Here is a 23,435-nt window from a genome sequence, read left to right as displayed (position 1 = left end):
GGCCAAACACTGCCCCCAGTTTGACGAAAAGGCCGCACGCGTGAACGGGCAGCCTCTTCGGGGCGACACAGTGTATACCGACTTATTGCTTGGTCGCGGCGACCTGGGCAGCAACTTCGGCAGCGAAGTCGACTTCGGCACGTTCGATGCCTTCACCTACTTCGTAACGAACGAAGGACACCACTTCGGCACCGGCTTTCTTGGCCAGATCGCCGACCTTGATTTCCGGGTCCTTGACGAACGCTTGCTCGACCAGGCTGGCTTCGGCGAGGAACTTGTTGATACGGCCCTTGACCATGTTCTCGACGATGTTTTCCGGCTTGCCGGCGATCTTGTCGGCGTTCAGCGCCAGGAAGATTTCCTTTTCCTTGGCCACGGCTTCTTCGGAAACCTGCGACGGGCTGACGAACTGCGGGTTGCTCGCCGCGACGTGCATGGCGATCTCCTTGGCCAGTTCGGCGTTGCCACCCTTCAGGGTAACCAGTACGCCGATGCGGTGACCGTGCAGGTAAGCACCGACGACATCACCTTCGACGCGGGTCAGGCGACGGATGTTGACGTTCTCGCCGACCTTGGCGACCAGCGCCTCGCGAGCGGACTCCTGAGCGGCGACCAGCGGAGCGGCGTCGGACAGTTTCTCGGCGAAGGCTTTTTCCAGGCTGGCGGAGACGAAGTTCTTGAAATCGTCCTGCAGGGCGAGGAAGTCGGTCTGCGAGTTGACTTCGATGATCACGGCGGACTTGTTGTCATCGGCCACTTTGACGGCGATGGAGCCTTCGGCAGCGATGTTGCCGGCTTTCTTGGCGGCCTTGATGGCGCCCGCGGCACGCATGTCGTCGATCGCTTTCTCGATGTCGCCACCGGCGGCGGTCAGCGCCTTCTTGCAATCCATCATGCCTTGGCCAGTACGCTCGCGCAGTTCTTTAACCAGGGCTGCAGTGATTTCTGCCATGTTCTTGATCCTCTAGAAAGGTCTTCAACCATTCCACCCGATACGGATGACAACCGGGTGATCGATTCTGAGGTGGCAAAAAGGGGGCCTAGCCCCCTTTCTGCGCACCGGGTGACGCTGGCGTCGGCTTATCAGCCTTCGGCGGCCTCGGGGGCAGCTTCTTCGACGAACTCGTCGGCGCCGCCCTGGGCGTTCTGACGACCTTGCAGCACGGCGTCGGCCATGGCGCCGAGGTACAGCTGAACGGCGCGGATGGCGTCGTCGTTACCCGGGATGATGTAGTCAACGCCTTCCGGGCTGCTGTTGGTATCGACGATGCCGATGACCGGGATACCGAGCTTGTTGGCTTCGGTGATCGCGATGCGCTCGTGGTCGACGTCGACGACGAACAGTGCGTCCGGCAGGCCGCCCATGTCCTTGATGCCGCCCAGGCTGCGGTCCAGTTTTTCCAGATCGCGCGAACGCATCAGGGCTTCTTTCTTGGTCAGCTTGGCGAAGGTGCCGTCCTGGGACTGGGTTTCCAGTTCGCGCAGGCGCTTGATCGAGGCACGGATGGTCTTGTAGTTGGTGAGCATGCCGCCCAACCAGCGGTGGTCGACGAACGGCGAGCCGCAACGGGCCGCTTCTTCGCGAACGATCTTGCCGGCGGAACGCTTGGTGCCGACGAACAGGATCTTGTTCTTGCCTGCGGACAGCTTCTCAACGAAAGCCAGGGCTTCGTTGAACATCGGCAGGGTTTTTTCCAGGTTGATGATGTGAATCTTGTTACGCGAGCCGAAAATGTACTTGCCCATTTTCGGGTTCCAGTAACGGGTCTGGTGGCCGAAGTGCACACCGGCCTTCAGCATGTCGCGCATGTTGACTTGAGACATTTCTATTCCTCGATAGTCGGGTTAGGCCTCCACGCATCCCAATATCCAACCCTTGCGGGCACCCAGGATATCGTGTCGATACGTGTGTGGGGTTCAAGCTCTTCGGGCTGCATGCCCGTAAAAGCGGCGCGTTTTATACCACAAGGTGGCGCGAGCCGAAAGGAAAACCGCTGCCTGCCCACTGGCTTTTCGCTGCCGGCTTATGGGCGGCGGGCTCGAACTGATAGAATCGTGCCTTTATTTGCCTTGTGCCAGAGAGCCCCAATGACCGTCACCATAAAGACGCCCGAGGAAATCGAAAAAATGCGCGTAGCCGGCCGCCTGGCCGCCGACGTGCTGGAAATGCTCGGCGAGCACGTGCGCGTGGGCGTGACCACCGAAGAGCTGGACCGCATCTGCCACGACTACATCGTCAACGTGCAGGACGCGATCCCCGCGCCGCTCAACTACAAGGGCTACCCCAAGTCGATCTGCACCTCGATCAACCAGGTGGTGTGCCACGGCATTCCCAACGAGAAGCCGCTCAAGGATGGCGACATCGTCAACATCGACATCACCGTGATCAAGGACGGCTATCACGGCGACACCAGCAAGATGTTCCTGGTCGGGAAGACACCGGAATGGGCCGAGCGCCTCTGCCGGGTCACCCAGGAATGCCTCTATAAAGGCATCCAGCTGGTCCGTCCCGGCGCGCACCTGGGCGACATCGGCGAGGTGATCCAGAAGCATGCCGAGAAGCAGGGCTACTCGGTGGTCCGCGAATACTGCGGGCATGGCATCGGCAAGGTGTTCCACGAGGAGCCGCAGGTGGTCCACTACGGGCGCGCCGGCACCGGCATGGAGCTGCGCGAAGGGATGACCTTCACCATCGAGCCGATGATCAACCAGGGCCGCGCGGAAACCCGCCTGCTCGGCGACGGCTGGACGGCCATCACCAAGGACCGCAAGCTGTCCGCGCAGTGGGAACACACCATCCTGGTCACCGCCGATGGCTACGAGATCCTCACCCTGCGCAGCGACGACACCATAGCGCGCACCCCGGCCTGACGGGCCGGGAACCACACCGAACGCATTCCCGCACCGGAGAGCCCCAGGCATGCCGCAGATGGACCCCGAGCTGTTCGACCGCGGCCAGTTCCAGGCCGAACTGGCCCTGAAATCCAGCCCGATCCCGGCCTTCAAGAAGGCCATCCGCCAGGCCCGCGAGGTGCTCGACGAGCGCTTCGCCAGCGGCCGCGACATCCGTCGCCTGGTGGAGGACCGAGCCTGGTTCGTCGACCAGATCCTGCATGAAGCCTGGGTCCGCTTCGACTGGAGCGAGGACGCCGACATCGCGCTGGTGGCGGTCGGCGGCTATGGGCGTGGCGAGCTGCACCCGTACTCGGACATCGACCTGCTGATCCTGCTGGACAACGCCGACCACGAGATCTTCCGCACGCCAATCGAGGCCTTCCTCACCCTGCTCTGGGACATCGGCCTGGAAGTCGGCCAGAGCGTGCGCTCGGTGGAGGAATGCGCGGAAGAAGCCCGCGCCGACCTCACGGTGATCACCAACCTGATGGAAAGCCGCACCATCGCCGGCCCGGAGCGCCTGCGCCAGCGGATGATCGAGGTCACCAGCCCGCAGCGGATGTGGCCGAGCCTGCAGTTCTTCCTGGCCAAGCGCGAGGAACAGGCCAAGCGTCACGCCAAGTACAACGACACCGAATACAACCTCGAACCCAACGTGAAGGGCTCGCCCGGCGGCCTGCGCGACATCCAGACCATCCTCTGGATCGCCCGCCGGCAGTTCGGCACGCTGAACCTGCACGCGATGGTCGGCCAGGGCTTCCTGATCGAAAGCGAATATTCCCTGCTCGCCTCTTCCCAGGAGTTCCTCTGGAAGGTCCGCTACGCCCTGCACATGCTCGCCGGGCGCGCCGAGGACCGCCTGCTGTTCGACCACCAGCGGCGCATCGCCGGGCTGCTCGGCTTCGAGGAGACCGATGCCAAGCTCGCCGTCGAACGCTTCATGCAGAAGTACTACCGGGTGGTGATGGGCATCGCCGAGCTGAACGACCTGATCAACCAGCACTTCGAGGAAGTCATCCTCAGCACCGGCAAGATCTGCCAGCTCAAGCCGCTGAACAGCCGCTTCCAGCTGCGCGACGGCTATATCGAGGCGAGCAACCCGAACGTCTTCAAGCGCACCCCGTTCGCCATCCTGGAAATCTTCGTGCTGATGGCCCAGCACCCCGAAATCAAGGGGGTTCGCGCCGACACCATCCGCCTGCTGCGCGACCACCGGCACCTGATCGACGACGAGTTCCGCAGCGATATCCGCAACACCAGCCTGTTCATCGAACTGTTCAAGTCCAGCCAGGGCATCCACCGCAACCTGCGGCGGATGAACCGCTACGGCATCCTCGGGCGCTACCTGCCGGAGTTCGGCCACATCGTCGGGCAGATGCAGCACGACCTGTTCCACATCTACACGGTGGACGCGCACACGCTGAACCTGATCAAGCACCTGCGCAAACTGCGCCGCCCGGAGCTGGCGGAGAAGTTTCCGCTGGCCAGCAAGGTCATCGACAAGCTACCCAAACCCGAGCTGATCTACCTCGCCGGGCTCTACCACGACATCGGCAAGGGGCGCGGCGGCGATCATTCGGCGCTGGGCGCAGTGGACGCCGAGGCGTTCGCCCACCGCCACCACCTGCCGGCATGGGATACCCGGCTGATCGTCTGGCTGGTGCAGAACCACCTGACCATGTCGACCACCGCCCAGCGCAAGGACCTCTCCGACCCGCAGGTGATCTTCGACTTCGCCCAGCTGGTCGGCGACCAGACGCACCTCGACTACCTCTACGTACTCACCGTCGCCGACATCAACGCCACCAACCCGAGCCTGTGGAACTCCTGGCGCGCCAGCCTGCTGCGCCAGCTCTACACCGAGACCAAGCGTGCGTTGCTGCGTGGCCTGGAAAACCCGCTGGACCGCGAAGAGCAGATCCGCCAGACGCAGAGCGCCGCGCTGGACATCCTCGCCCGCGCCGGCATCGACCCGGACGACGCCGAGCAGCTCTGGTCGCAGTTGGGCGACGACTACTTCCTGCGCCACACCGCCGGCGACGTGGCCTGGCACACCGAGGCGATCATCCAGCACCCGGCCAGCGACGGCCCGCTGGTGCTGATCCGCGAGACCGCCCAGCGCGACGTCGAAGGTGCCACGCAGATATTCATCTACGCACCCGACCAGCACGACTTCTTCGCCGTGACCGTGGCCGCGATGGACCAGCTCAACCTGAACATCCATGACGCGCGGATCATCACCTCGACCAGCCAGTTCACCCTCGACACCTACATCGTGCTCGACGCCGACGGCGGCAGCATCGGCGACAACCCGGAGCGCATCCGCGAAATCCGCGCCGGGCTGATCGATACGCTGAAGAACCCCGACGACTACCCGTCGATCATCCAGCGCCGCGTACCGCGCCAGCTCAAGCACTTCGCCTTCGCCCCGCGCCTGACCATCCACAACGACGCGCAGCGCCCGGTGACCGTGCTCGACCTGACCGCGCCGGACCGCCCCGGCCTGCTGGCGCGGATCGGCAAGATCTTCCTCGACTTCGACCTGTCCCTGCAGAACGCCAAGATCACCACCCTTGGCGAGCGCGTGGAGGACGTGTTCTTCGTCACGGACGCGGCCAACCAGCCGCTCTCCGACCCGCAGCTGTGCGCGCGCCTGCAGCAGGCGATCGTCCAGCAACTCTCCGACGCCGACAGCACGGTCGCGCCGGAACGGATCAGCATCTGAAACCGCCGGCAGGCCTGCCCGTAACGCAGGCCTGCCGCCACGAGACCGCCTTCCCATGAACAACGCCCTCGACACCCTGCAACCCTACCCCTTCGAAAAACTGCGGGCGCTGCTCGCGGGCGTGCAGCCGGCGGCCGGCAAGACGCCGATCGCGCTGTCCATCGGCGAGCCCAAGCACGCCTCGCCGGCGTTCGTCGCCCAGGCGCTGAGCGACAACCTGGCGCAACTGGCGGTGTACCCGACCACGCTGGGCATTCCGGCCCTGCGCGAAGCCATTGCCGGCTGGTGCCAGCGCCGCTTCGGCGTGCCCGAGGGCTGGCTGGACGCCGCGCGCCACGTACTGCCGGTGAACGGCACGCGCGAGGCGCTGTTCGCCTTCACCCAGACGGTGGTCGAGCGCAGCGCCAACGGCCTGGTGGTCAGCCCGAACCCGTTCTATCAGATCTACGAGGGTGCGGCGCTGCTCGCCGGGGCCACGCCGCACTACCTGCCCTGCCGGGCGGAAAACGGCTTCAACCCGGACTTCGACGCGGTGCCGGCAGAGGTTTGGCAGCGCACGCAGATTCTCTTCCTCTGCTCGCCGGGCAACCCGACCGGCGCGCTGGTGCCGGTGCAGACGCTGAAGAAGCTGATCGCCCTGGCCGATGAGCACCACTTCGTGATCGCCGCCGACGAGTGCTACAGCGAGCTGTACTTCGACGAGGAAAACCCGCCGCCGGGCCTGCTCAGCGCCTGCGCCGAACTGGGCCGCAGCGATTTCAGACGCTGCGTGGTGTTCCACAGCCTGTCCAAGCGTTCCAACCTGCCGGGGCTGCGCTCGGGCTTCGTCGCCGGCGACGCGGACATCCTCAAGGCCTTCCTGCTCTACCGCACCTACCACGGCTGCGCGATGCCGGTGCAGACGCAACTGGCCAGCGTGGCGGCATGGAGTGACGAAGCCCACGTGCGCGCCAACCGCGACCTGTACCGGGCGAAATACGACGCCGTGCTGGACATACTCGAGCCGGTGCTGGACGTGCAGCGCCCGGACGGCGGCTTCTACCTGTGGGCTAAAACGCCGATGGACGATGCCGCGTTCACCCGGACGCTGTTCGCCGAGGAGCACGTCACCGTGGTGCCGGGCTCCTACCTGTCGCGCGAGGTGGACGGCTTCAATCCCGGCGCCGGCCGCGTGCGCATGGCGCTGGTCGCGCCGCTGGCCGAATGCGTCGAAGCCGCCGAGCGCATCCGCGCGTTCCTGCAACGGCGCTAGCCTTCCGCAAGACCCGCCTCAGCCCTGCTGCCACTGCGCCTCGCGGATGTCGAGGTCGCGCAGCAGGCCGCTAACGATCTCGTCGTCGAGCAGGTGTTCGCGGCGCAGGCGGTACAGCTCAAGGCGCTGCGCACGCAGCGCGTGCACACGCAAACGCCCTTCCAGTGCCCGCACCTTGCGCGCGCGCAGGCGGGTTTCCTCGTCGCTGTCGTGGCGATCCAGCTGATCGCGGTATTCGGCCATGATCCGCGCCTTGGTTTCCGCCACCAGCGCAGCCGTTTCGGCGTCCTCGCCCGGCTCTTCCGCCTGCGCCTCCAGCGCACGGATCGCCGCTTCGGCGGTCTTGCGCCAGAGCCGGCGGCGCTCGCGGTCACGCTCCTCGCCGTCGTCCGCCGGCATGCCCCTGAGCAGCAGTGGCAGGCCGATGCTGGCCACCGCCAGCGAGGCGAGGATCACCCCGGCGGCGATGAAGATCAGCAGGTCGCGCTGCGGGAAGCCGCTGCCGTCCCCCAGCACCAGCGGCAGCGACATCACACCGGCCAGGGTCACCGAGCCCCGCACGCCGCCCAGCGACAGCAGCAGCGTGAGGCGTGTCCAGGATTGCCCGGCGAAGGTACTCGGCCGCCCGCGCCACTGGCGAATCCGCGCGGAAATCCGCCAGTAGGCGTACATCCACAGGAACCGCAGCGCCATCAGCACGAGGAACACCAGCAGCACATAGGCGAACAACTGCGCGACGGTCAGCCAGAGGTCGTCGACGCCACGGGTGACGGCGCTGACGATATCCGGCAGCTGCAACCCCAGGAGCAGGAACACCAGCCCGTTGAAGCTGTACTCCACCATCGCCCAGACGCTGTGGTTGAGCAGCCGCGTGGTGGTCTGCCGCGGCAGCAGGTCCTGGCGGCTCTGCATCATGCCGGCGGCCACGGCGGCGAGGATGCCGGACACGCCGAGGTGCTCGGCGAGCACGTAGGTGGCGAACGGCAGCAATAGCAGGAACACCACATGGGTCGCAGGATCGTCCCAGCCGCGGTCGATCATCCAGCCGCGCAGCCAGCCGAGTCCCCAGGCGAGCAGGATGCCGACGACGATGCCGCCCGCCGCGACCAGGACGAAATCCAGGCTCGAATCGCCCAGCGAGAACAGCCCGGTCAGCGCCGCCGCCACGGCGAACTTGAAGGCCACCAGGCCGGACGCATCGTTCATCAGCGCCTCGCCCTGCAGGATGTGGTTGAGCGCGCGCGGCAGGCGCCCGTGGGTGATCGCCGCGACCGCCACCGCATCGGTCGGCGACAGCACCGCGGCCAGGGCGAAGGCCGCCGCCCACGGCAGGTCCGGCAACAGCAGGTGGATGAAGGCGCCGGCGCCCAGCACGGTGAACAGCACCAGGCCGAACGCCAGGGTCAGGATCGGCGTGCGCAGCCGCCAGAACTCGCGTTTGGGCATGTGCCAGCCGTCGGCGAACAGCAGCGGCGGTATGAACAGCAACATGAACAGTTCAGGATCGAGCCTGACGTGCAGACCGAACGCCGGCAGCGCCAGCAGTCCGCCCGCGGCGATCTGGATCAGCGGAAGGGGCACGGGGAGGAACTGCGCGGTCAGGCGGGTCCCGCCGACGACCAGCAGCATGACCAGGATGGTATGGAGCAATTGCATCGAAAACGGTCCTTGGCGGGGCACGCGATGACCCGGAAACGGCTCCGGATCGCGAGGCCCGTGCAACGGGCTCTGACAACCTGCCGGCGATTTCGCGCCATCGCATTGCAGATCGGCGACCGCTCTGATGGCATACTCCCAGGCTCGACAACGTTACCAGACCCACCACGATGAATCGCACCCTGTTCGGAATCAAAGCGTGTGACACGATGAAGAAAGCCCGCAGCTGGCTGGACGAACACGCCGTCGACTATGTTTTCCACGACTACAAAGCCAGCGGCATCGACCGCGCCAGCCTCGAACGCTGGTGCGACGAGCATGGCTGGCAAACCGTGCTGAACCGCGCCGGAACCACGTTTCGCAAGCTGGACGACGCGCAGAAGGCCGATCTCGACCAGGCCCGGGCCATCGAACTGATGCTCGCCCAGCCGTCGATGATCAAGCGCCCGGTACTCGACCTGGGATCGCGCACCCTGGTCGGATTCAAGCCTGAGCTGTACGACGCGGCCCTGAACCACTGACACTTATTCATCACAGAGGCGCAAGGCGCCCTGCCAGACAAAAGGAAATCACCATGTCCTCTACCCTGTTCAGCCTGGCCTTCGGTCTCGGCACGCAGAATCGCAAAGGCGTGTGGCTGGAAGTCTTCTATTCCCAGCCGCTGCTGGCCCCCAGCGCCGAGCTGGTCGCCGCCGTGGCGCCGATCCTCGGTTACGAAGGCGGCAACCAGGCGATCGCCTTCAGCAGCAACCAGGCCCGCGAGATGTCGGCCGCGCTGCGCAGCATCGACGCCGCGCAGTCCGCGCTGCTGACCCGCCTGGCGGAAAGCGCCAACCCGCTGGTCGCCACTCTGCTCGCCGAAGACACCGCGCTCACCTCGACCCCCGAGGCCTACCTCAAGCTGCACCTGCTCTCCCATCGCCTGGTCAAGCCGCACGGGCAGAACCTCAGCGGCATCTTCCCGCTGCTGCCGAACGTCGCCTGGACCAACGCCGGCGCCATCGACCTGAGCGAACTGGCCGAGCGCCAACTGGAAGCGCGCCTGGTCGGCAAGCTGCTGGAAGTGGTGTCGGTGGACAAGTTCCCGAAAATGACCGACTACGTGGTGCCGAGCGGCGTACGCATCGCCGACAGCGCCCGCGTGCGCCTGGGTGCCTACATCGGCGAAGGCACCACGGTGATGCACGAGGGCTTCGTCAACTTCAACGCCGGGACCGAAGGTCCGGGAATGATCGAAGGCCGCGTTTCCGCCGGCGTGTTCGTCGGCAAGGGCTCGGACCTCGGCGGCGGCTGCTCGACCATGGGCACCCTGTCCGGTGGCGGCAACATCATCATCTCGGTCGGCGAAGGCTGCCTGATCGGCGCCAACGCCGGCATCGGCATCCCGCTGGGCGACCGCAACATCGTCGAGGCCGGCCTGTACATCACCGCCGGCACCAAGGTCGCCCTGCTGGACGACCAGAACGCCCTGGTCAACGTGGTCAAGGCACGCGACCTCGCCGGCCAGCCGGACCTGCTGTTCCGCCGCAACTCGCGCAACGGCGCGGTGGAATGCAAGACCAACAAGACCGCCATCGAACTGAACGAAGCCCTGCACGCGCACAACTGATGGATATCGCCGGCTCAACCCATCCTACGAACCTTCCGTAGCAGGCCGCAGGATGGGTCGAGGCGCGCAGCGCCGATATCCATCGCCTGGCAACGAAAACACTCAGGCCGGGCCCATGCCCGGCCTTTCCATTCATGCTCGGCAGACATTTCGCGGTACCGCAGCCATGCCACTGAACTCGCCCTGGCGCGCCGACTTTCCCGGCATCCTGGCCTTGCAGGCCGAGGGCCAGACCTACCTGGACAACGCCGCCACCGCGCAGAAGCCGGAGCCGGTGCTCGCGGCCCTGGACGCTTACTACCGCAACGGCACCGCCAACGTGCACCGCGCCCAGCACCTGCCCGGTGACCGGGCCACGCGCGCCTTCGAGGCGACCCGGCTGAAGGTGACGCAATGGCTGAATGCCGCCAGCCCGGCGGAAATCGTCTTCACCCGCGGCGCCACGGAGGCGTTCAACCTGCTCGCCTATGGCCTGGAGCACCTGTTCCAGCCCGGCGACGAGATCGTCGTCAGCGCCCTGGAACACCACGCCAACCTGCTGCCCTGGCAACAGCTGGCGCACCGTCGCGGGCTGAACCTGGTGGTGCTGCCGCTGGACGCCCAGGGCGATATCGACCTCGCCGCGGCGGCCACGCTGATCGGCGCCCGCACGCGCCTGCTCGCGGTGAGCCAGCTGTCCAACGTGCTCGGCCGCTGGCAGCCGCTGCCTGAGCTGCTGGCCCTGGCCCGCGCGCGGGGCGCCCTCAGCGTGGTCGACGGCGCCCAGGGCGCGGTGCACGGCCGGCATGATCTTCACGCTCTGGGCTGCGACTTCTACGCATTCTCCAGCCACAAGCTCTATGGGCCGGAAGGCGTCGGCGTGCTCTATGGCCGCAGCGACGCCCTGGCCCGCCTGCGCCACTGGCAGTTCGGCGGCGAGATGGTCCGCCATGCCGAGTTTCAGGACGCCGAATTCCATCCGGCGCCCATGGGTTTGGAGGCGGGAACGCCGCCGATTGCCGGGGTGATCGGCCTCGGCGCCGCGCTGGACTACCTGGACGGGCTGGATGAAACGGCCGTCGCTGCCCACGAAGCCGCGCTGCACGCCGAACTGCTGGCCGGCCTCGCCGCCCGCGATGGCGTGCGCCTGCTCGGCGCGCCGCGGATCGCCCTGGCCTGCTTCGCCGTCGACGGCGTGCATAACGCCGACCTGGCGCACCTGCTCGGCGAACAGGGCATCGCGGTGCGTGTCGGCAGCCATTGCGCGATGCCGCTGTACGAGCGCCTCGGTCTGGCCGGCGCGGTCCGCGTGTCGCTGGCGCTGTACAACGACGGCGAGGACCTGCGGCGTTTCTTCGCCGCCCTCGATGCCGCCCTGGAGCTGCTGCGATGAGCGAATTGCCGCCGCTTGCGCAGCAGGCACTGGACGCGTTCGCCCGGCTTCCGGGTTGGGAGCAGCGCGCGCGCCTGCTGCTGCAATGGGCCGAGCGCCTGGAGCCGCTGGACGCGGCCGAACGCAGCGAGGCCAACCGCGTGCACGGCTGCGAGAGCCTGGTCTGGCTGGTGGCGGAGCGCCGCGATCAGGCGCTGCATTTTCGCGCGGCCAGCGATGCGCGCCTGCTGCGTGGCCTGCTGGCGCTTCTGCTGGCGCGCATCGAGGGGTTGGACGGCGCCGGGCTGGCGGCGCTGGACCTCGCCGACTGGTTCGCCCAACTCGGCCTGCAGCGCCAGCTCAGCCCGTCGCGCAGCAACGGGTTGAACGCCGTGCTCGAGCGGATGCGTGAACTGGCTGCAACGCGCTGATCCGGCGCGCCACGGTGCGCATGGCGCACCCTACGGCAAGCGTGGGACCGGGCACGGAGGCGTGAGCCGGCGGCAACGCACTGATCCGGGCGCGCCACGGTGCGCATGGCGCACCCTACGGCAAGCGCGGGACCGGGCGCGGATGCGTGAACTGGCGGCAACGCACTGATCCGCGCGCGCCACGGTGCGCATGGCACCTACGGCAAGCGCGGGGACTGGGCACGGAGGCGTGAACCGGCGGCAACGCGCCGATACGGACGCGCGGGCTGGCTGCGCTTCGTAGGGTGCGCCGCGCGCACCACGCCTTGTGGTCGCCCGCCCGGAACCCGTTCCCGCCACTCGCAGTCGACTGCTTGAACGCGAGGCAGAGAGCACATGAGCGCAGACATCCGCATCGGCATATCCGGCTGGCGATACGCACCCTGGCGCGGCGTCTTCTATCCGGAGAAGCTGCGCCAGGACGACGAGCTGCAGTTCGCTTCCCGCGCGGTCGGCAGCATCGAGATCAACGGTTCCTTCTATTCCCTGCAACGCCCGGAAAGCTGGGCACGCTGGCATGACGAGACGCCCGAGGAATTCGTCTTCAGCGTCAAGGCACCGCGCTACATCACCCACATCCGCCGGCTCGACGACGTCGAAAAGCCGATCGCCAACTTCTTCGCCTCCGGCCTGCTGCGCCTGCAGCGCAAGCTGGGGCCGATCCTCTGGCAGTTTCCACCGAGCTTCCGTTTCGATCCGGAGCAGTTCGAGGCCTTCCTGCGCCTGTTGCCGCACGACACCGAAAAAGCGCTGCACATCGCCCGCGGGCATGAGCCGCGCATGGAGGGACGCACCCACCTGGCGATCGACGAGCCGCGCAAGATGCGCCACGCGGTGGAGATCCGCCACGCCAGCTTCGAGGATCGCGCTTTCGTCGACATGCTGCGCGAGCACGACGTGGCGCTGGTGGTGGCGGATACCGCGGGCAAGTGGCCGCTGAAGGAGGACGTCACCAGCGATTTCGTCTATCTGCGCCTGCATGGCGAGGAGGAGCTTTACGCCAGCGGCTACGCCGACGCGGCGCTGGACGACTGGGCGCGGCGGATGAAGGCCTGGAGCGAAGGCGGCCAGGTGGACGACGCGCGGCTGATCGTCGAGCGCAAGCCCCCTTCGCGCAAGCGGCGCGACCTGTTCTGCTATTTCGACAACGACATCAAGGTCAAGGCGCCCTTCGACGCCGGCAAGCTGGCCGTGCGCCTCGGTCTGACGGGGGCACCGGCGCCGCTGGCCGAACGCGCCGCCGAAGCCGACCGGCTGATCGCCGAACACGGCGGCGCGAAGCGCAACCCGTCGAAGCCGCGCAAGCCTAAGAAACCGCGTTAGTCAGTCCGCGGGGCGTACGCGCTGGGTCAGGCCCCGGAGGAAGTTGCGCAGCACCTGATCGCCACATTCGCGGTAGTTGTTGTGGCCGGGCTTGCGGAACAGCGCGCTCAGCTCAGCCTTGCCCATGGGCAGCTCCGCGGCTTCGAGAATGGCGTGCATGTCCTCGTCGCGCAGCTCGAAGGCCACGCGGAGCTTCTTCAGGATGGCGTTGTTGGTGATGCGCTTCTCCACCGGTAGGCGCGGCCGGCTCTCGTCCTTGCCGCGTTTGTAGAACACCAGGCCATCGAGGAAGTGCGCCATGACTTCGTCGCTGCAGGGCTGGAAGCCTTCCTCGTCATCCTTCTTCAGGTAGGCGGCCATGTCCTCGATGCTGACTCTGTAATCGGCCAACTGGCAGATCTTCACCAGCTTGGGCTCGCTGACATCCAGCATGTAGCGCAGGCTGCGCAGCACATCGTTATTCATCATCGCAGGGGTCTCGTGGAAGCCCGCGCCGCAGGCACGGCGCGGTAGTGAAGCGAAAAGGCCGACGATTATACGGCCGCGGCGCGGTCGGCGCCGAGTAGGCTCACTCGAGGCGCGTCTGCCGCTCGGCGGGGCGCCGCGCGCCGGCCACCAGTTTGTCCACCGCCTTGGCCGCGGCGGCCATGCCGAAGCTGGCGGTGACCATCATCACCGCACCGAAACCGCCGGCGCAGTCGAGCTTCACGCCCTCGCCGACGAACGCCTTGGACTGGCAGACAGTGCCGTCCGGCGCCGGGTAACGCAGCTGCTCGGTGGAGAACACGCAGGGAACGCTGTAGTTGCGTCCCGGCGTGCGCGAGAAGGCGTAGTCGCGGCGCAGGGTCGAGCGCACCTTGGCCGCCAGCGGATCGTTGAAGGTCTTGTTCAGGTCGGCGACCTGGATCTGCGTCGGGTCGATCTGCCCACCGGCGCCGCCGGTGGTGACGATCTGGATCTTGCGTCGCTTGCACCAGGCGATCAGCGCGGCCTTGGCGGCGACGCTGTCGATGCAGTCGAGCACGCAGTCGAGGTGCCCGGTGATGTGCTCGGCCATGCTCTCGCGGGTGACGAAGTCCGCCACGGCGTGTACGCGGCACGCCGGATTGATCGCCAGCAGGCGCTCGGCCATCACCTCGACCTTGGCCCGGCCTACGGAGTCCAGCAGCGCATGCGCCTGGCGGTTGGTGTTGCTGACGCAGACGTCGTCGAGGTCGAACAGGGAAATCTCGCCGACGCCGGAGCGCACCAGCGCTTCCGCCGCCCACGAGCCGACGCCGCCGATACCGACCACCGCCACGTGCGCCGCGGCCAGGCGTTCGAGCCCATCGCGGCCATAGAGCCGGGCGATGCCGCCGAAACGCTGATCGTCTGTACCCATGCTCACCTCGGAAGAAAAACCGGTGCGCATTATTGGACCGGGCGCCGCGCAGATAAAGCCCGGATCGCCACGCGGCGACGCTCCGCAGGAAAACCGAGGCCGCTGAGCCCTGCTTTTTTCTGCGCGACCGGCATCGGGCGCAGCGCCCGCAGCGCGTGGCGTGCGGCGAACTTCTTCACCCCCGCAAGGCCCAAGGCTGTAGGCTGCGAACAGCGGCCCGAATCGCTCCGCAGCGCGCCTGTACACTGGCGCGGACGCCAGAGTAGGATGCGCGCCGACGGCGCTCGCCGCCCTCCCCCGTTCCACGCATCGGAACCTGAAAGCACCTATGTCATCGCGAAAATTTGGTCTCAACCTGGTGGTCTTCCTGGCCATCGCTGCGCTGTTCACCGGTTTCTGGGCGCTCTACAACCGCCCGGTGAGCGCGCCGGACTGGCCCGCGCAGATCTCCGGCTTCTCCTATTCGCCGTTCCGCCAGGGCCAGAGCCCGCAACAGGGCGTGTATCCCAGCGATGCGGAAATCCGCCAGGACCTGGAGCTGCTGAGCAAGCACACCGACAACATCCGCACCTACTCGGTGGACGGCGCGCTGGCCAACATCCCGGCGATCGCCGAGGAATTCGGTCTGCGCGTGACCCTGGGTATCTGGATCAGCAACGACCAGGAACGCAACGAGCGCGAGATCGCCAAGGCCATCGATCTGGCCAACCACTCGCGCAGCGTGGTTCGCGTCACCGTGGGCAACGAGGCACTGTTCCGCGAGGAAGTCACCGCCGAGCAACTAATCGCCTTCATGGATCGCGTGCGCGCGGCGGTGAAGGTGCCGGTGTCCACGTCCGAGCAGTGGCACATCTGGGAGGAGCACCCGGAGCTGGCGAAGCACGCCGACCTGATCGCCGCTCACGTGCTGCCGTACTGGGAATTCATCCCGATGGAGGATGCCGGACAGTTCGTCCTCGACCGCGCGCGCGACCTGCGCAAGCTGTTCCCGAAAAAGCCGCTGCTGATCTCCGAGGTCGGCTGGCCGAGCAACGGACGCATGCGCGGCGGCGCCGATGCCACCCAGGCCGACCAGGCCGTGTACCTGCGCACGCTGGTCAACAAGCTGAACAGCCAGGGCTACAACTACTTCGTCATCGAGGCCTTCGACCAGCCGTGGAAAGCCAGCGACGAGGGTTCGGTGGGCGCCTACTGGGGGGTCTATAACCTCAACCGGCAGGCTAAGTTCGCCTTCGAAGGCCCGGTCGTGGCGATCCCGCAATGGCGCCTGTTGGCGGTCGCTTCGGTGGTGATGGCGCTGCTGTCGCTGGCCCTGCTGCTGATCGACGGTAGCGCGCTGCGCCAGCGTGGCCGCACCTTCCTGACCTTCGTCGCCTTCGTCGGCGGTTCGGCGCTGGTATGGATCGGCTACGACTACAGCCAGCAGTACGCGACCTGGTTCAGCCTGACGGTGGGCGCGCTGCTCGGCATCGGCGCCCTCGGCGTGTTCATCGTGCTGCTCACCGAAGCCCATGAGCTGGCCGAGGTGGTCTGGGTGCACAAACGCCGCCGGCCGTTCATCCCGGTGGTCGGCGACAGCAGTTTCCGGCCCAAGGTCTCGGTGCACGTGCCCTGCTACAACGAGCCGCCGGAGATGGTCAAACAGACCCTCGACGCCCTGGCCAACCTCGATTACCCGGACTTCGAAGTCCTGATCATCGACAACAACACCAAGGACCCGACGGTGTGGGAGCCGGTACGCGACTACTGCGAGCAACTCGGCCCGCGGTTCCGCTTCTTCCACGTCGCGCCGCTGCACGGCTTCAAGGGCGGCGCGCTGAACTACATCCTGCCGCACACCGCGCCCGACGCCGAAATCGTCGCGGTGATCGACTCGGACTACTGCGTCGACCGCAACTGGCTCAAGCACATGGTCCCGCACTTCGCCGACCCGCGCATCGCCGTGGTGCAGTCGCCGCAGGACTACCGCGACGAAAACGAAAGCCTGTTCAAGAAGCTCTGCTATTCCGAGTACAAGGGCTTCTTCCACATCGGCATGGTCACCCGCAACGACCGCGACGCGATCATCCAGCACGGCACCATGACGATGATCCGCCGCACGGTGATGGACGAACTGCGCTGGGCCGACTGGACCATCTGCGAGGACGCCGAACTGGGCCTGCGCGTGTTCGAGAAAGGCTACTCGGCCGCCTACGCCCACGACAGCTTCGGCAAGGGGCTGATGCCGGATACCTTCATCGACTTCAAGAAGCAGCGCTTCCGCTGGGCCTACGGCGCCATCCAGATCATGAAGGGCCATGCTCGTGCGCTCCTGCTGGGCAAGGGCTCGGAGCTCAAGCGCGGCCAGCGTTACCACTTTATCGCCGGCTGGCTGCCCTGGGTCGCCGACGGCATGAACATCTTCTTCACCCTCGGCGCGTTGCTCTGGTCGGCGGCGATGATCATCGTGCCGACACGGGTCGACCCGCCGCTGCTGATCTTCGCCCTGCCACCGCTGGCGCTGTTCTTCTTCAAGGTGGGCAAGATCATCTTCCTCTACCGGCGCGCCGTGGGGGTCAACCTGAAGGATGCGTTCTGCGCGGCGGTCGCCGGCCTGGCGCTGTCGCACACCATCGCCAAGGCGGTGCTCTACGGCTTCTTCACCAAGAGCATTCCGTTCTTCCGCACGCCGAAGATGGCCTCCAACCACGGCATCCTGGTGGCGCTGGCGGAAGCCCGCGAAGAGGTGTTCGTGATGCTGCTGCTGTGGGGCGCGGCGCTGGGCATCGCCATCGTCCAGGGTCTGCCGAGCAACGACGTGAAGTTCTGGGTCGCGATGCTGCTGGTGCAGTCGCTGCCCTACCTGGCGGCGCTGATCATGGCGCTGCTCTCGTCCCTGCCGAAACCGCCCCAGGCGCAGCCCGACGAGGTTCCGGCCTGACGCGGAACCCGCAGCGACGCCCTGACGGCGGCCTTCGGGCCGCCGTTTTTGCTACCATAGCGCCCCTTTGACGCACCCTGCCCCGCCTTTCGGAGTTCCAGCATGACGGCCCCTTCCGCTCCCCTTTCCGCCACTCTGGAGCTCGCCTGCGAGCTGATCCGCCGCCCCTCGGTGACGCCGGTCGACGAAGGCTGCCAGGAACTGATGATGCGACGCCTGGCCGCGCTCGGCTTCGAACTGGAGCCGATGCGCATCGGCGAGGTCGACAACTTCTGGGCGCGCCGCGGCGGCGAAGGCCCGGTACTGTGCTTCGCCGGGCACACCGACGTGGTGCCCACCGGCCCGCTGCACGGCTGGCAGCACCCGCCCTTCGAGGCACACATCGACGGGGACGGCATGCTCTGCGGGCGCGGCGCGGCGGACATGAAAGGCAGCCTGGCGTCTATGATCGTCGCGGTGGAGCGCTTCGTCGTCATGCACCCGAACCACAAGGGCGCCATCGCCTTCCTCATCACCAGCGACGAGGAAGGCCCGGCGCAGCACGGTACCCGCGCGGTGGTCGAACGCCTGCGCGAACGCGGCGAACGCCTCGACTGGTGCATCGTCGGCGAGCCCTCGAGCAGCACCCTGCTCGGCGACGTGGTGAAGAACGGCCGGCGCGGCTCGCTCGGCGCGCTGCTCACGGTGCGCGGCAAGCAGGGGCACGTCGCCTACCCGCAACTGGCGAAGAACCCGATCCACCTGGCCGCGCCGGCACTCGCCGAGCTGGCCGCCGAGCACTGGGACGAAGGCAACGCCTTCTTCCCGCCGACCAGCTTCCAGATTTCCAACCTGAACGCCGGCACCGGCGCCAGTAACGTGATCCCCGGCGAGCTGACGGCGATGTTCAACTTCCGTTTCTCCACCGAATCCACGGTGGACGGGTTGCAGCAGCGGGTGGCCGCCATTCTCGACAGGCACGGCCTGGACTGGCACATCGACTGGGCGCTGTCCGGCCTGCCGTTCCTCACCGAACCCGGCGCGCTGCTCGACGCCGTGGCCAGCGGCATCCGCGCGGTGACCGGCCGCGAAACCCGCCCCTCGACCACCGGCGGCACCTCGGACGGACGCTTCATCGCCACCCTCGGCACCCAGGTGGTAGAGCTCGGCCCGGTGAATGCCACCATCCACCAGATCGACGAGCGCATCCTCGCCAGCGACCTCGACTGCCTAACCGATATCTACTACCAGACCCTCGTCGAGCTGCTCGCCTGATGCTGATCTGCCCGCTCTGCTCAGGCCCGCTGCACGACGCCGACAACGGTGTCGCCTGCCCGGCCGGGCACCGTTTCGACCGCGCGCGCCAGGGCTACCTGAACCTGCTGCCGGTGCAGCACAAGAACAGTCGCGATCCCGGCGACAACGCGGCGATGGTCGAGGCGCGCCGGCGCTTTCTCGATGGCGGCCACTATGCCCCGCTGGCGCGCCGCCTGGCCGAGCTGGTCGCCGAACGCGCGCCACAGCGCTGGCTGGACATCGGCTGCGGCGAGGGCTACTACACCGCGCAGATCGGCGCCGCGCTGCCGCGCAGCGAAGGCTATGCGCTGGACATCTCCCGTGAGGCGATCAAGCGCGCCTGTCGCCGCGATCTGCGCCTGCACTGGCTGGTGGCGAGCATGGCACGGGTGCCGCTGGCCGACGCCAGTTGCCAGGTGCTGACCAGCGTCTTCAGCCCGCTCGACTGGCAGGAAGCGCGGCGCCTGCTGGCACCGGGCGGCGCGCTGCTGCGCATGGGGCCGAGCAGCGGGCACCTGATGGCGCTGCGCGGCAAGCTCTACGATGAAGTGCGCGATTACGACGACGAGAAACACCTGGCGCTGATCCCCGCCGGCATGCACCTGGCGCACAGCGAGACGCTGGAATTCAGCCTGCGCCTGGAAAGCCCCGAGGCCCGCGCCGACCTCTTGGCAATGACCCCGCACGGCTGGCGTGCCAGCGCCGAACGCCGCGAGGCGGTTATCGCCGCACCCTTAGAGGTCGGCGTCGGCATACGTTACGATTGGATCGAACGCGACCTGTAGCGGGCCGCCCATGCCACTGCCGAGAAAACCATGCGCCAACCGGATATCGAGATCTACCTGAAGGATGCCGACCAGCAGAGCGTCGCCGCCTGGCTGGAACAGGCCATCGGCCCCTGCAGCGCCTGGCGGCAGAAGGGCCAGACCTTCAAATGCGAAGCCGCCGGGATTCCCGTCACCTGGGTCCCGAAAGCGGTCGGCAAGTGGCACAGCCTGATGCTGGAAAGCGACGCCACGCCCTGGGACGACGACATCGCCTGCGCCCGTGACGCCTTCGCCGCGCTCGGCGTGCAGGTGCGCTGCGCACCCGGTAGCTGGCAGGAGGAGGAAAGCCTGGAGGAAGGCGAACGCTGGATCAGGATCGACGCCGAGGGCGAACAGGAAATCGTCTGGCGCACCGACTGAGCGAGGGCCAATAAACGTCGTCGCCGTAGGGTGCGCCGCGCGCACCAGCCCCCCTCGCTTCGGTGCGCACGGCGCACCCTACGTGTACGTGATGACGAGGCCCACGAGAGACAACCCAACCGCCAAGAAAAAGCCCGCCTGAAGGCGGGCTTTTTCGTTGCCGCAAGGCTCAGACGCGGGCGACGTCTTCGGCCTGCAGGCCTTTCTGGCCCTGGGTCACGGAAAACTCGACTTTCTGGCCTTCGACCAGAGAGCGGTGACCTTCGCCACGGATCGCGCGGTAATGAACGAACACGTCCGCCCCGCTATCACGTTGAATGAACCCATAGCCCTTGGCGTCATTGAACCACTTGACGGTGCCGTGCTCACGATCAGCCATTACCACACTCCCAACTCACATTATTCTGTTCGCCTCTCCGCCTGTGGAAAGGCCTCTACGGTTCCGCAAAAACGTTCTTTCTATCGCTTACAACCAGACCGGAAACGGGCGGGAGCAGGCTATCGAAAAGCGTTCCTGAATGGGCCACGTCGGAGTCTAAGAGGAAGCGCAGGCTCTGCAAAGATTTTTTTTAGGCGACCGCCAAAGGCCCATAAATGCTGGGCTGCAGCTGTTTTCGCCGGACTTCGCCATGCCATCTGGAAGCTACGGCAGGGCCATGAAGCGTGGGCCGAAAAGGTGCTTCGTGCAGCACCAGAATATGCCGCGCCCCGCGATTCGCCCGGATTTCGAGCGCGGGCGCTGCACCCGCCTGGCGCTCAGCGATGCGCATCGGCCGACGCCTCATCCCCGACGGCCGCGCTTTTGCCGGCCAGCGGCGGATACGTCACACTAGCCGTCCCGGGCCGAAGCCCTGCAACCGTAAGACCTGTATGACCCGCTCCCCCTTTCGCCGCCTGATCTTCGGCACCCTGCGTCGCCTGCTCTACCTCTGGGTTCGCTCGGAAACCATCAACCAGTCGGCCTTTCCGCTCAAGCTCGATCGCGGCAAGCCGGTGGTCTACGCGCTGCGCCAGGCATCGATCAGCGACCTCGCGGTGGTCGACCACGAGTGCGTCAAGGTCGGCCTGCCGCGCCCGGTACTGCCGGTGGCGGTGGGCGAACTGCTCGAGCCGGCGGCGTTCTTCTACCTGATGCCGGAGCCCGACTGGCTCGGCCGCCAGGACAAGCGCGTCGCTTCGCCGACGCTGGTGCGACTGGTCAACGCCATCGGCCACAACGCCGCCGAGGACGTCCAGATCATTCCGGTGAGCGTGTTCTGGGGGCAGTCGCCCGATCGCGAAACCAGCCCGTGGAAACTGCTGTTCGCCGACAGCTGGGCGGTCACCGGGCGCCTGCGCAAGCTGGTGAGCATCCTCGCCCTCGGACGCAAGACCAGCGTGCAGTTCGCCGCGCCCATCCACCTGCGCGAACTGGTCGCGCAGGGCAAGGGCAGCGAGCGCACGCTGCGCATGGTTCACCGCATCCTGCGCGTGCACTTCCGCAACCAGAAAGCCGCGGTGATCGGCCCGGACGTGTCGCACCGACGCAACCTGGTGAAAGGCCTGGTGCATGGCCCGCAGGTCCGCCAGGCGATTCTCGACGAGGCCGAGCGCGAGAAGATTTCCATCGAGCGCGCCGAAGCGCAGGCGCTGAAGTACGGCAACGAGATCGCCTCGGACTACACCTACAGTGCGATCCGCTTCCTCGAAATCATCCTGTCGTGGTTCTGGAACAAGATCTACGACGGCATCAAGGTCCATCACATCGAGCGCGTGCAGGAGGTGGTCAACGGTCACGAGGTGATCTACGTGCCCTGCCACCGCAGTCACATCGACTACCTGCTGCTCTCCTACCTGCTGTTCCGCAACGGCCTGACGCCGCCGCACATCGCCGCCGGGATCAACCTGAACATGCCGGTGATTGGCGGCCTGCTACGCCGCGGCGGGGCGTTCTTCATGCGCCGCACCTTCAAGGGCAACCCGCTCTACACCGCGGTGTTCAACGAATACCTGCACACGCTGTTCAGCAAGGGCTTCCCGGTCGAGTACTTCGTCGAGGGCGGCCGCTCGCGTACCGGGCGCATGCTGCGGCCGCGCACCGGAATGCTCGCCATCACCCTGCGCAGCTTCCTGCGCACGCACCGCCTGCCGATCCTCTTCGTGCCGGTCTACATCGGCTATGAGCGCGTCCTCGAAGGCCGCACCTACCTGGGCGAACTGCGTGGCGCGACCAAGAAGAAGGAGTCGATCTTCGACATCTTCAAGGTGATCGGCGCGCTCAAGCAGCGTTTCGGCAGCGTCTGGGTCAACTTCGGCGAGCCGATCCGCCTGGCCGAGTTCCTCGACCAGCAGCAGCCGGACTGGCGCCAGCAGGAGCTGGGGCCGGACTACCGCCCGGACTGGCTCAACGACGCCACCCACGCGCTTTCCGAGCGGGTCGCGCGGCACTTGAACGAGGCGGCGGCGGTGAACCCGGTCAACCTGGTGGCGCTGGCGATGCTCTCCACCACCAAGCTGGCGCTGGACGAGCGCGGCCTGGCGCGCATCCTCGACATGTACCTGGCGCTGCTGCGGCGGGTGCCCTACTCCGAGCACACCACGCTGCCGGAGGGCGACGGCAACAGCCTCATCGAGTACGTGCAGGGCATGCAGCTGCTCGCCGAGCAGAAGGACGCGCTGGGCAAGATCCTCTATCTGGACGAGCAGAATGCCGTCCTGATGACCTACTACCGCAACAACGTCCTGCACATCTTCGCCTTGCCGGCGCTGCTCGCCAGCTTCTTCCAGAGCAGCCCGCGGATGAACCGCGAGCAGATCCTGCGTTTTACCCACGCGCTCTACCCGTACCTGCAATCGGAGCTGTTCATCCGTTACGCGCCGGAGCAGCTGGACGCCGTGGTGGACGAATGGCTCGCCGCCTTCGTCGAACAGGGCCTGCTGCGCCGGGAAGAGGACACCTACGTGCGTCCGGCGCCGAGTTCGCGGCACTTCGTCCTGCTGACGCTGCTGGCGCGCGCCATCATGCAGACCCTGCAGCGCTTCTACATGGCCATCGCCCTGCTGCTCAACCACCCGCAGAACACCCTGTCGGCCGAAGAGCTGGAGAACCTCTGCACGGTCATGGCCCAGCGCCTGTCGATCCTGCACGGGCTGAACGCACCGGAATTCTTCGACAAGAGCCTGTTCCGCCACTTCATCCAGTCGCTGCTCGACCAGGGCGTCCTGCGCAAGGACGACGCCGGCAAGCTCAGCCACCACCCGATGCTCGGGGAACTGGTGGAAGGCGCCGCGAAACGGGTGCTGCCGCCGGAAATCCGCCTGTCGATTCGCCAGGTCGCGCAGGATCGCAACGAAGAAGCGAGCATCGCCTGATCCCGCAGCCCGGCCCGCCGCGGGCGTTCCGGGCTATGCT

Annotated in this window: 19 protein-coding genes; 13 read left to right on the top strand and 6 right to left on the bottom strand. The window is 66.7% G+C overall.

Annotated elements, in window-relative coordinates:
• Positions 1–82: 82 nt before the first annotated feature.
• Together tsf and rpsB are read right to left on the bottom strand one after the other, a co-directional pair.
• On the bottom strand, positions 83–952 hold the full coding sequence (gene tsf, locus BLV15_RS08575; RefSeq protein ID WP_090226635.1) for a translation elongation factor Ts: 870 nt from the start codon (positions 950–952) through the stop codon (positions 83–85).
• Between the two features lie 131 nt (positions 953–1,083).
• The gene (rpsB, locus tag BLV15_RS08570) at positions 1,084–1,824 is read right to left on the bottom strand and encodes a 30S ribosomal protein S2 (RefSeq protein WP_090226632.1); all 741 of its coding nucleotides are present in this window, start codon (positions 1,822–1,824) and stop codon (positions 1,084–1,086) included.
• 264 nt (positions 1,825–2,088) lie between these two features.
• On the opposite strand from rpsB, the gene map reads away from it, so the two are divergent.
• From map to dapC, 3 genes are read left to right on the top strand one after another with little or no spacing between them, the layout of a single operon-like run.
• Complete coding sequence (map, locus tag BLV15_RS08565; protein ID WP_090226630.1) at positions 2,089–2,871, top strand: type I methionyl aminopeptidase; 783 nt, start codon at positions 2,089–2,091, stop codon at positions 2,869–2,871.
• Positions 2,872–2,920: 49 nt separating this feature from the next.
• Entirely contained in the window at positions 2,921–5,620 is a 2,700-nt protein-coding gene (locus BLV15_RS08560; RefSeq protein ID WP_090226628.1) for a [protein-PII] uridylyltransferase, read from the top strand.
• Between the two features lie 55 nt (positions 5,621–5,675).
• Entirely contained in the window at positions 5,676–6,872 is a 1,197-nt protein-coding gene (dapC, locus tag BLV15_RS08555) for a succinyldiaminopimelate transaminase (protein WP_090226626.1), read from the top strand.
• An 18-nt stretch (positions 6,873–6,890) separates the two neighbouring features.
• Here the strand turns inward: dapC and BLV15_RS08550 are convergent, their stop codons facing one another.
• Positions 6,891–8,528 (bottom strand): Na+/H+ antiporter, encoded by a 1,638-nt coding sequence (locus BLV15_RS08550; protein WP_090226623.1) that lies wholly within the window; start codon positions 8,526–8,528, stop codon positions 6,891–6,893.
• 170 nt (positions 8,529–8,698) lie between these two features.
• Here BLV15_RS08550 and BLV15_RS08545 point away from each other — a divergent pair, with 170 nt between their 5' ends.
• The 5 genes from BLV15_RS08545 (at position 8,699) to BLV15_RS08525 (ending at position 13,281) form a co-directional block, all read left to right on the top strand.
• Positions 8,699–9,049: an ArsC family reductase gene (locus BLV15_RS08545; RefSeq protein WP_090226620.1), complete on the top strand. Its 351-nt coding sequence runs from the start codon at positions 8,699–8,701 to the stop codon at positions 9,047–9,049.
• 53 nt (positions 9,050–9,102) lie between these two features.
• Positions 9,103–10,137 (top strand): 2,3,4,5-tetrahydropyridine-2,6-dicarboxylate N-succinyltransferase, encoded by a 1,035-nt coding sequence (dapD, locus tag BLV15_RS08540; RefSeq protein ID WP_090226616.1) that lies wholly within the window; start codon positions 9,103–9,105, stop codon positions 10,135–10,137.
• Positions 10,138–10,303: 166 nt separating this feature from the next.
• Positions 10,304–11,509, top strand: coding sequence for an aminotransferase class V-fold PLP-dependent enzyme (locus tag BLV15_RS08535; protein ID WP_090226615.1), 1,206 nt, complete (start codon positions 10,304–10,306; stop codon positions 11,507–11,509).
• Complete coding sequence (locus BLV15_RS08530) at positions 11,506–11,919, top strand: SufE family protein (protein WP_090226612.1); 414 nt, start codon at positions 11,506–11,508, stop codon at positions 11,917–11,919. Before BLV15_RS08535 ends, BLV15_RS08530 begins: the two co-directional genes overlap by 4 nt.
• Before the next feature lie 375 nt (positions 11,920–12,294).
• Complete coding sequence (locus BLV15_RS08525) at positions 12,295–13,281, top strand: DUF72 domain-containing protein (protein ID WP_090226609.1); 987 nt, start codon at positions 12,295–12,297, stop codon at positions 13,279–13,281.
• On the opposite strand, the gene BLV15_RS08520 is transcribed toward BLV15_RS08525, so the two are convergent.
• Positions 13,282–13,749: a YehS family protein gene (locus tag BLV15_RS08520; protein ID WP_090226606.1), complete on the bottom strand. Its 468-nt coding sequence runs from the start codon at positions 13,747–13,749 to the stop codon at positions 13,282–13,284.
• 100 nt (positions 13,750–13,849) lie between these two features.
• A complete protein-coding gene (gene tcdA / locus BLV15_RS08515) occupies positions 13,850–14,662 on the bottom strand; it encodes a tRNA cyclic N6-threonylcarbamoyladenosine(37) synthase TcdA (protein ID WP_090226604.1) in 813 nt (270 codons plus the stop codon).
• Between the two features lie 328 nt (positions 14,663–14,990).
• Here tcdA and BLV15_RS08510 point away from each other — a divergent pair, with 328 nt between their 5' ends.
• The 4 genes from BLV15_RS08510 (at position 14,991) to BLV15_RS08495 (ending at position 20,044) form a co-directional block, all read left to right on the top strand.
• Positions 14,991–17,582: a glycosyltransferase gene (locus tag BLV15_RS08510; RefSeq protein WP_090226601.1), complete on the top strand. Its 2,592-nt coding sequence runs from the start codon at positions 14,991–14,993 to the stop codon at positions 17,580–17,582.
• Between the two features lie 102 nt (positions 17,583–17,684).
• Positions 17,685–18,836 carry a succinyl-diaminopimelate desuccinylase gene (dapE, locus tag BLV15_RS08505; RefSeq protein ID WP_090226598.1) on the top strand — a complete coding sequence of 384 codons (1,152 nt, stop codon included), beginning with the start codon at positions 17,685–17,687 and terminating at the stop codon, positions 18,834–18,836.
• Positions 18,836–19,642, top strand: a complete 807-nt coding sequence (locus tag BLV15_RS08500) for a putative RNA methyltransferase (RefSeq protein ID WP_090226596.1) — start codon at positions 18,836–18,838, stop codon at positions 19,640–19,642. The genes dapE and BLV15_RS08500 overlap by 1 nt, the downstream gene beginning before the upstream one ends.
• A gap of 30 nt (positions 19,643–19,672) precedes the next feature.
• Complete coding sequence (locus BLV15_RS08495; RefSeq protein WP_090226593.1) at positions 19,673–20,044, top strand: hypothetical protein; 372 nt, start codon at positions 19,673–19,675, stop codon at positions 20,042–20,044.
• Positions 20,045–20,213: 169 nt separating this feature from the next.
• On the opposite strand, the gene BLV15_RS08490 is transcribed toward BLV15_RS08495, so the two are convergent.
• Positions 20,214–20,423, bottom strand: coding sequence for a cold-shock protein (locus tag BLV15_RS08490; RefSeq protein WP_090226589.1), 210 nt, complete (start codon positions 20,421–20,423; stop codon positions 20,214–20,216).
• 491 nt (positions 20,424–20,914) lie between these two features.
• Between BLV15_RS08490 and plsB the strand changes: the two genes are divergently transcribed.
• On the top strand, positions 20,915–23,395 hold the full coding sequence (plsB, locus tag BLV15_RS08485; protein WP_090226586.1) for a glycerol-3-phosphate 1-O-acyltransferase PlsB: 2,481 nt from the start codon (positions 20,915–20,917) through the stop codon (positions 23,393–23,395).
• The last annotated feature ends 40 nt before the right edge of the window (positions 23,396–23,435 follow it).

The sequence above is a fragment of the Pseudomonas kuykendallii genome (assembly GCF_900106975.1).
Lineage (GTDB): Bacteria > Pseudomonadota > Gammaproteobacteria > Pseudomonadales > Pseudomonadaceae > Pseudomonas_O > Pseudomonas_O kuykendallii.
Note: the sequence above shows the minus strand (reverse complement) of the source record. Positions and strands in the feature narration are given on the sequence as shown.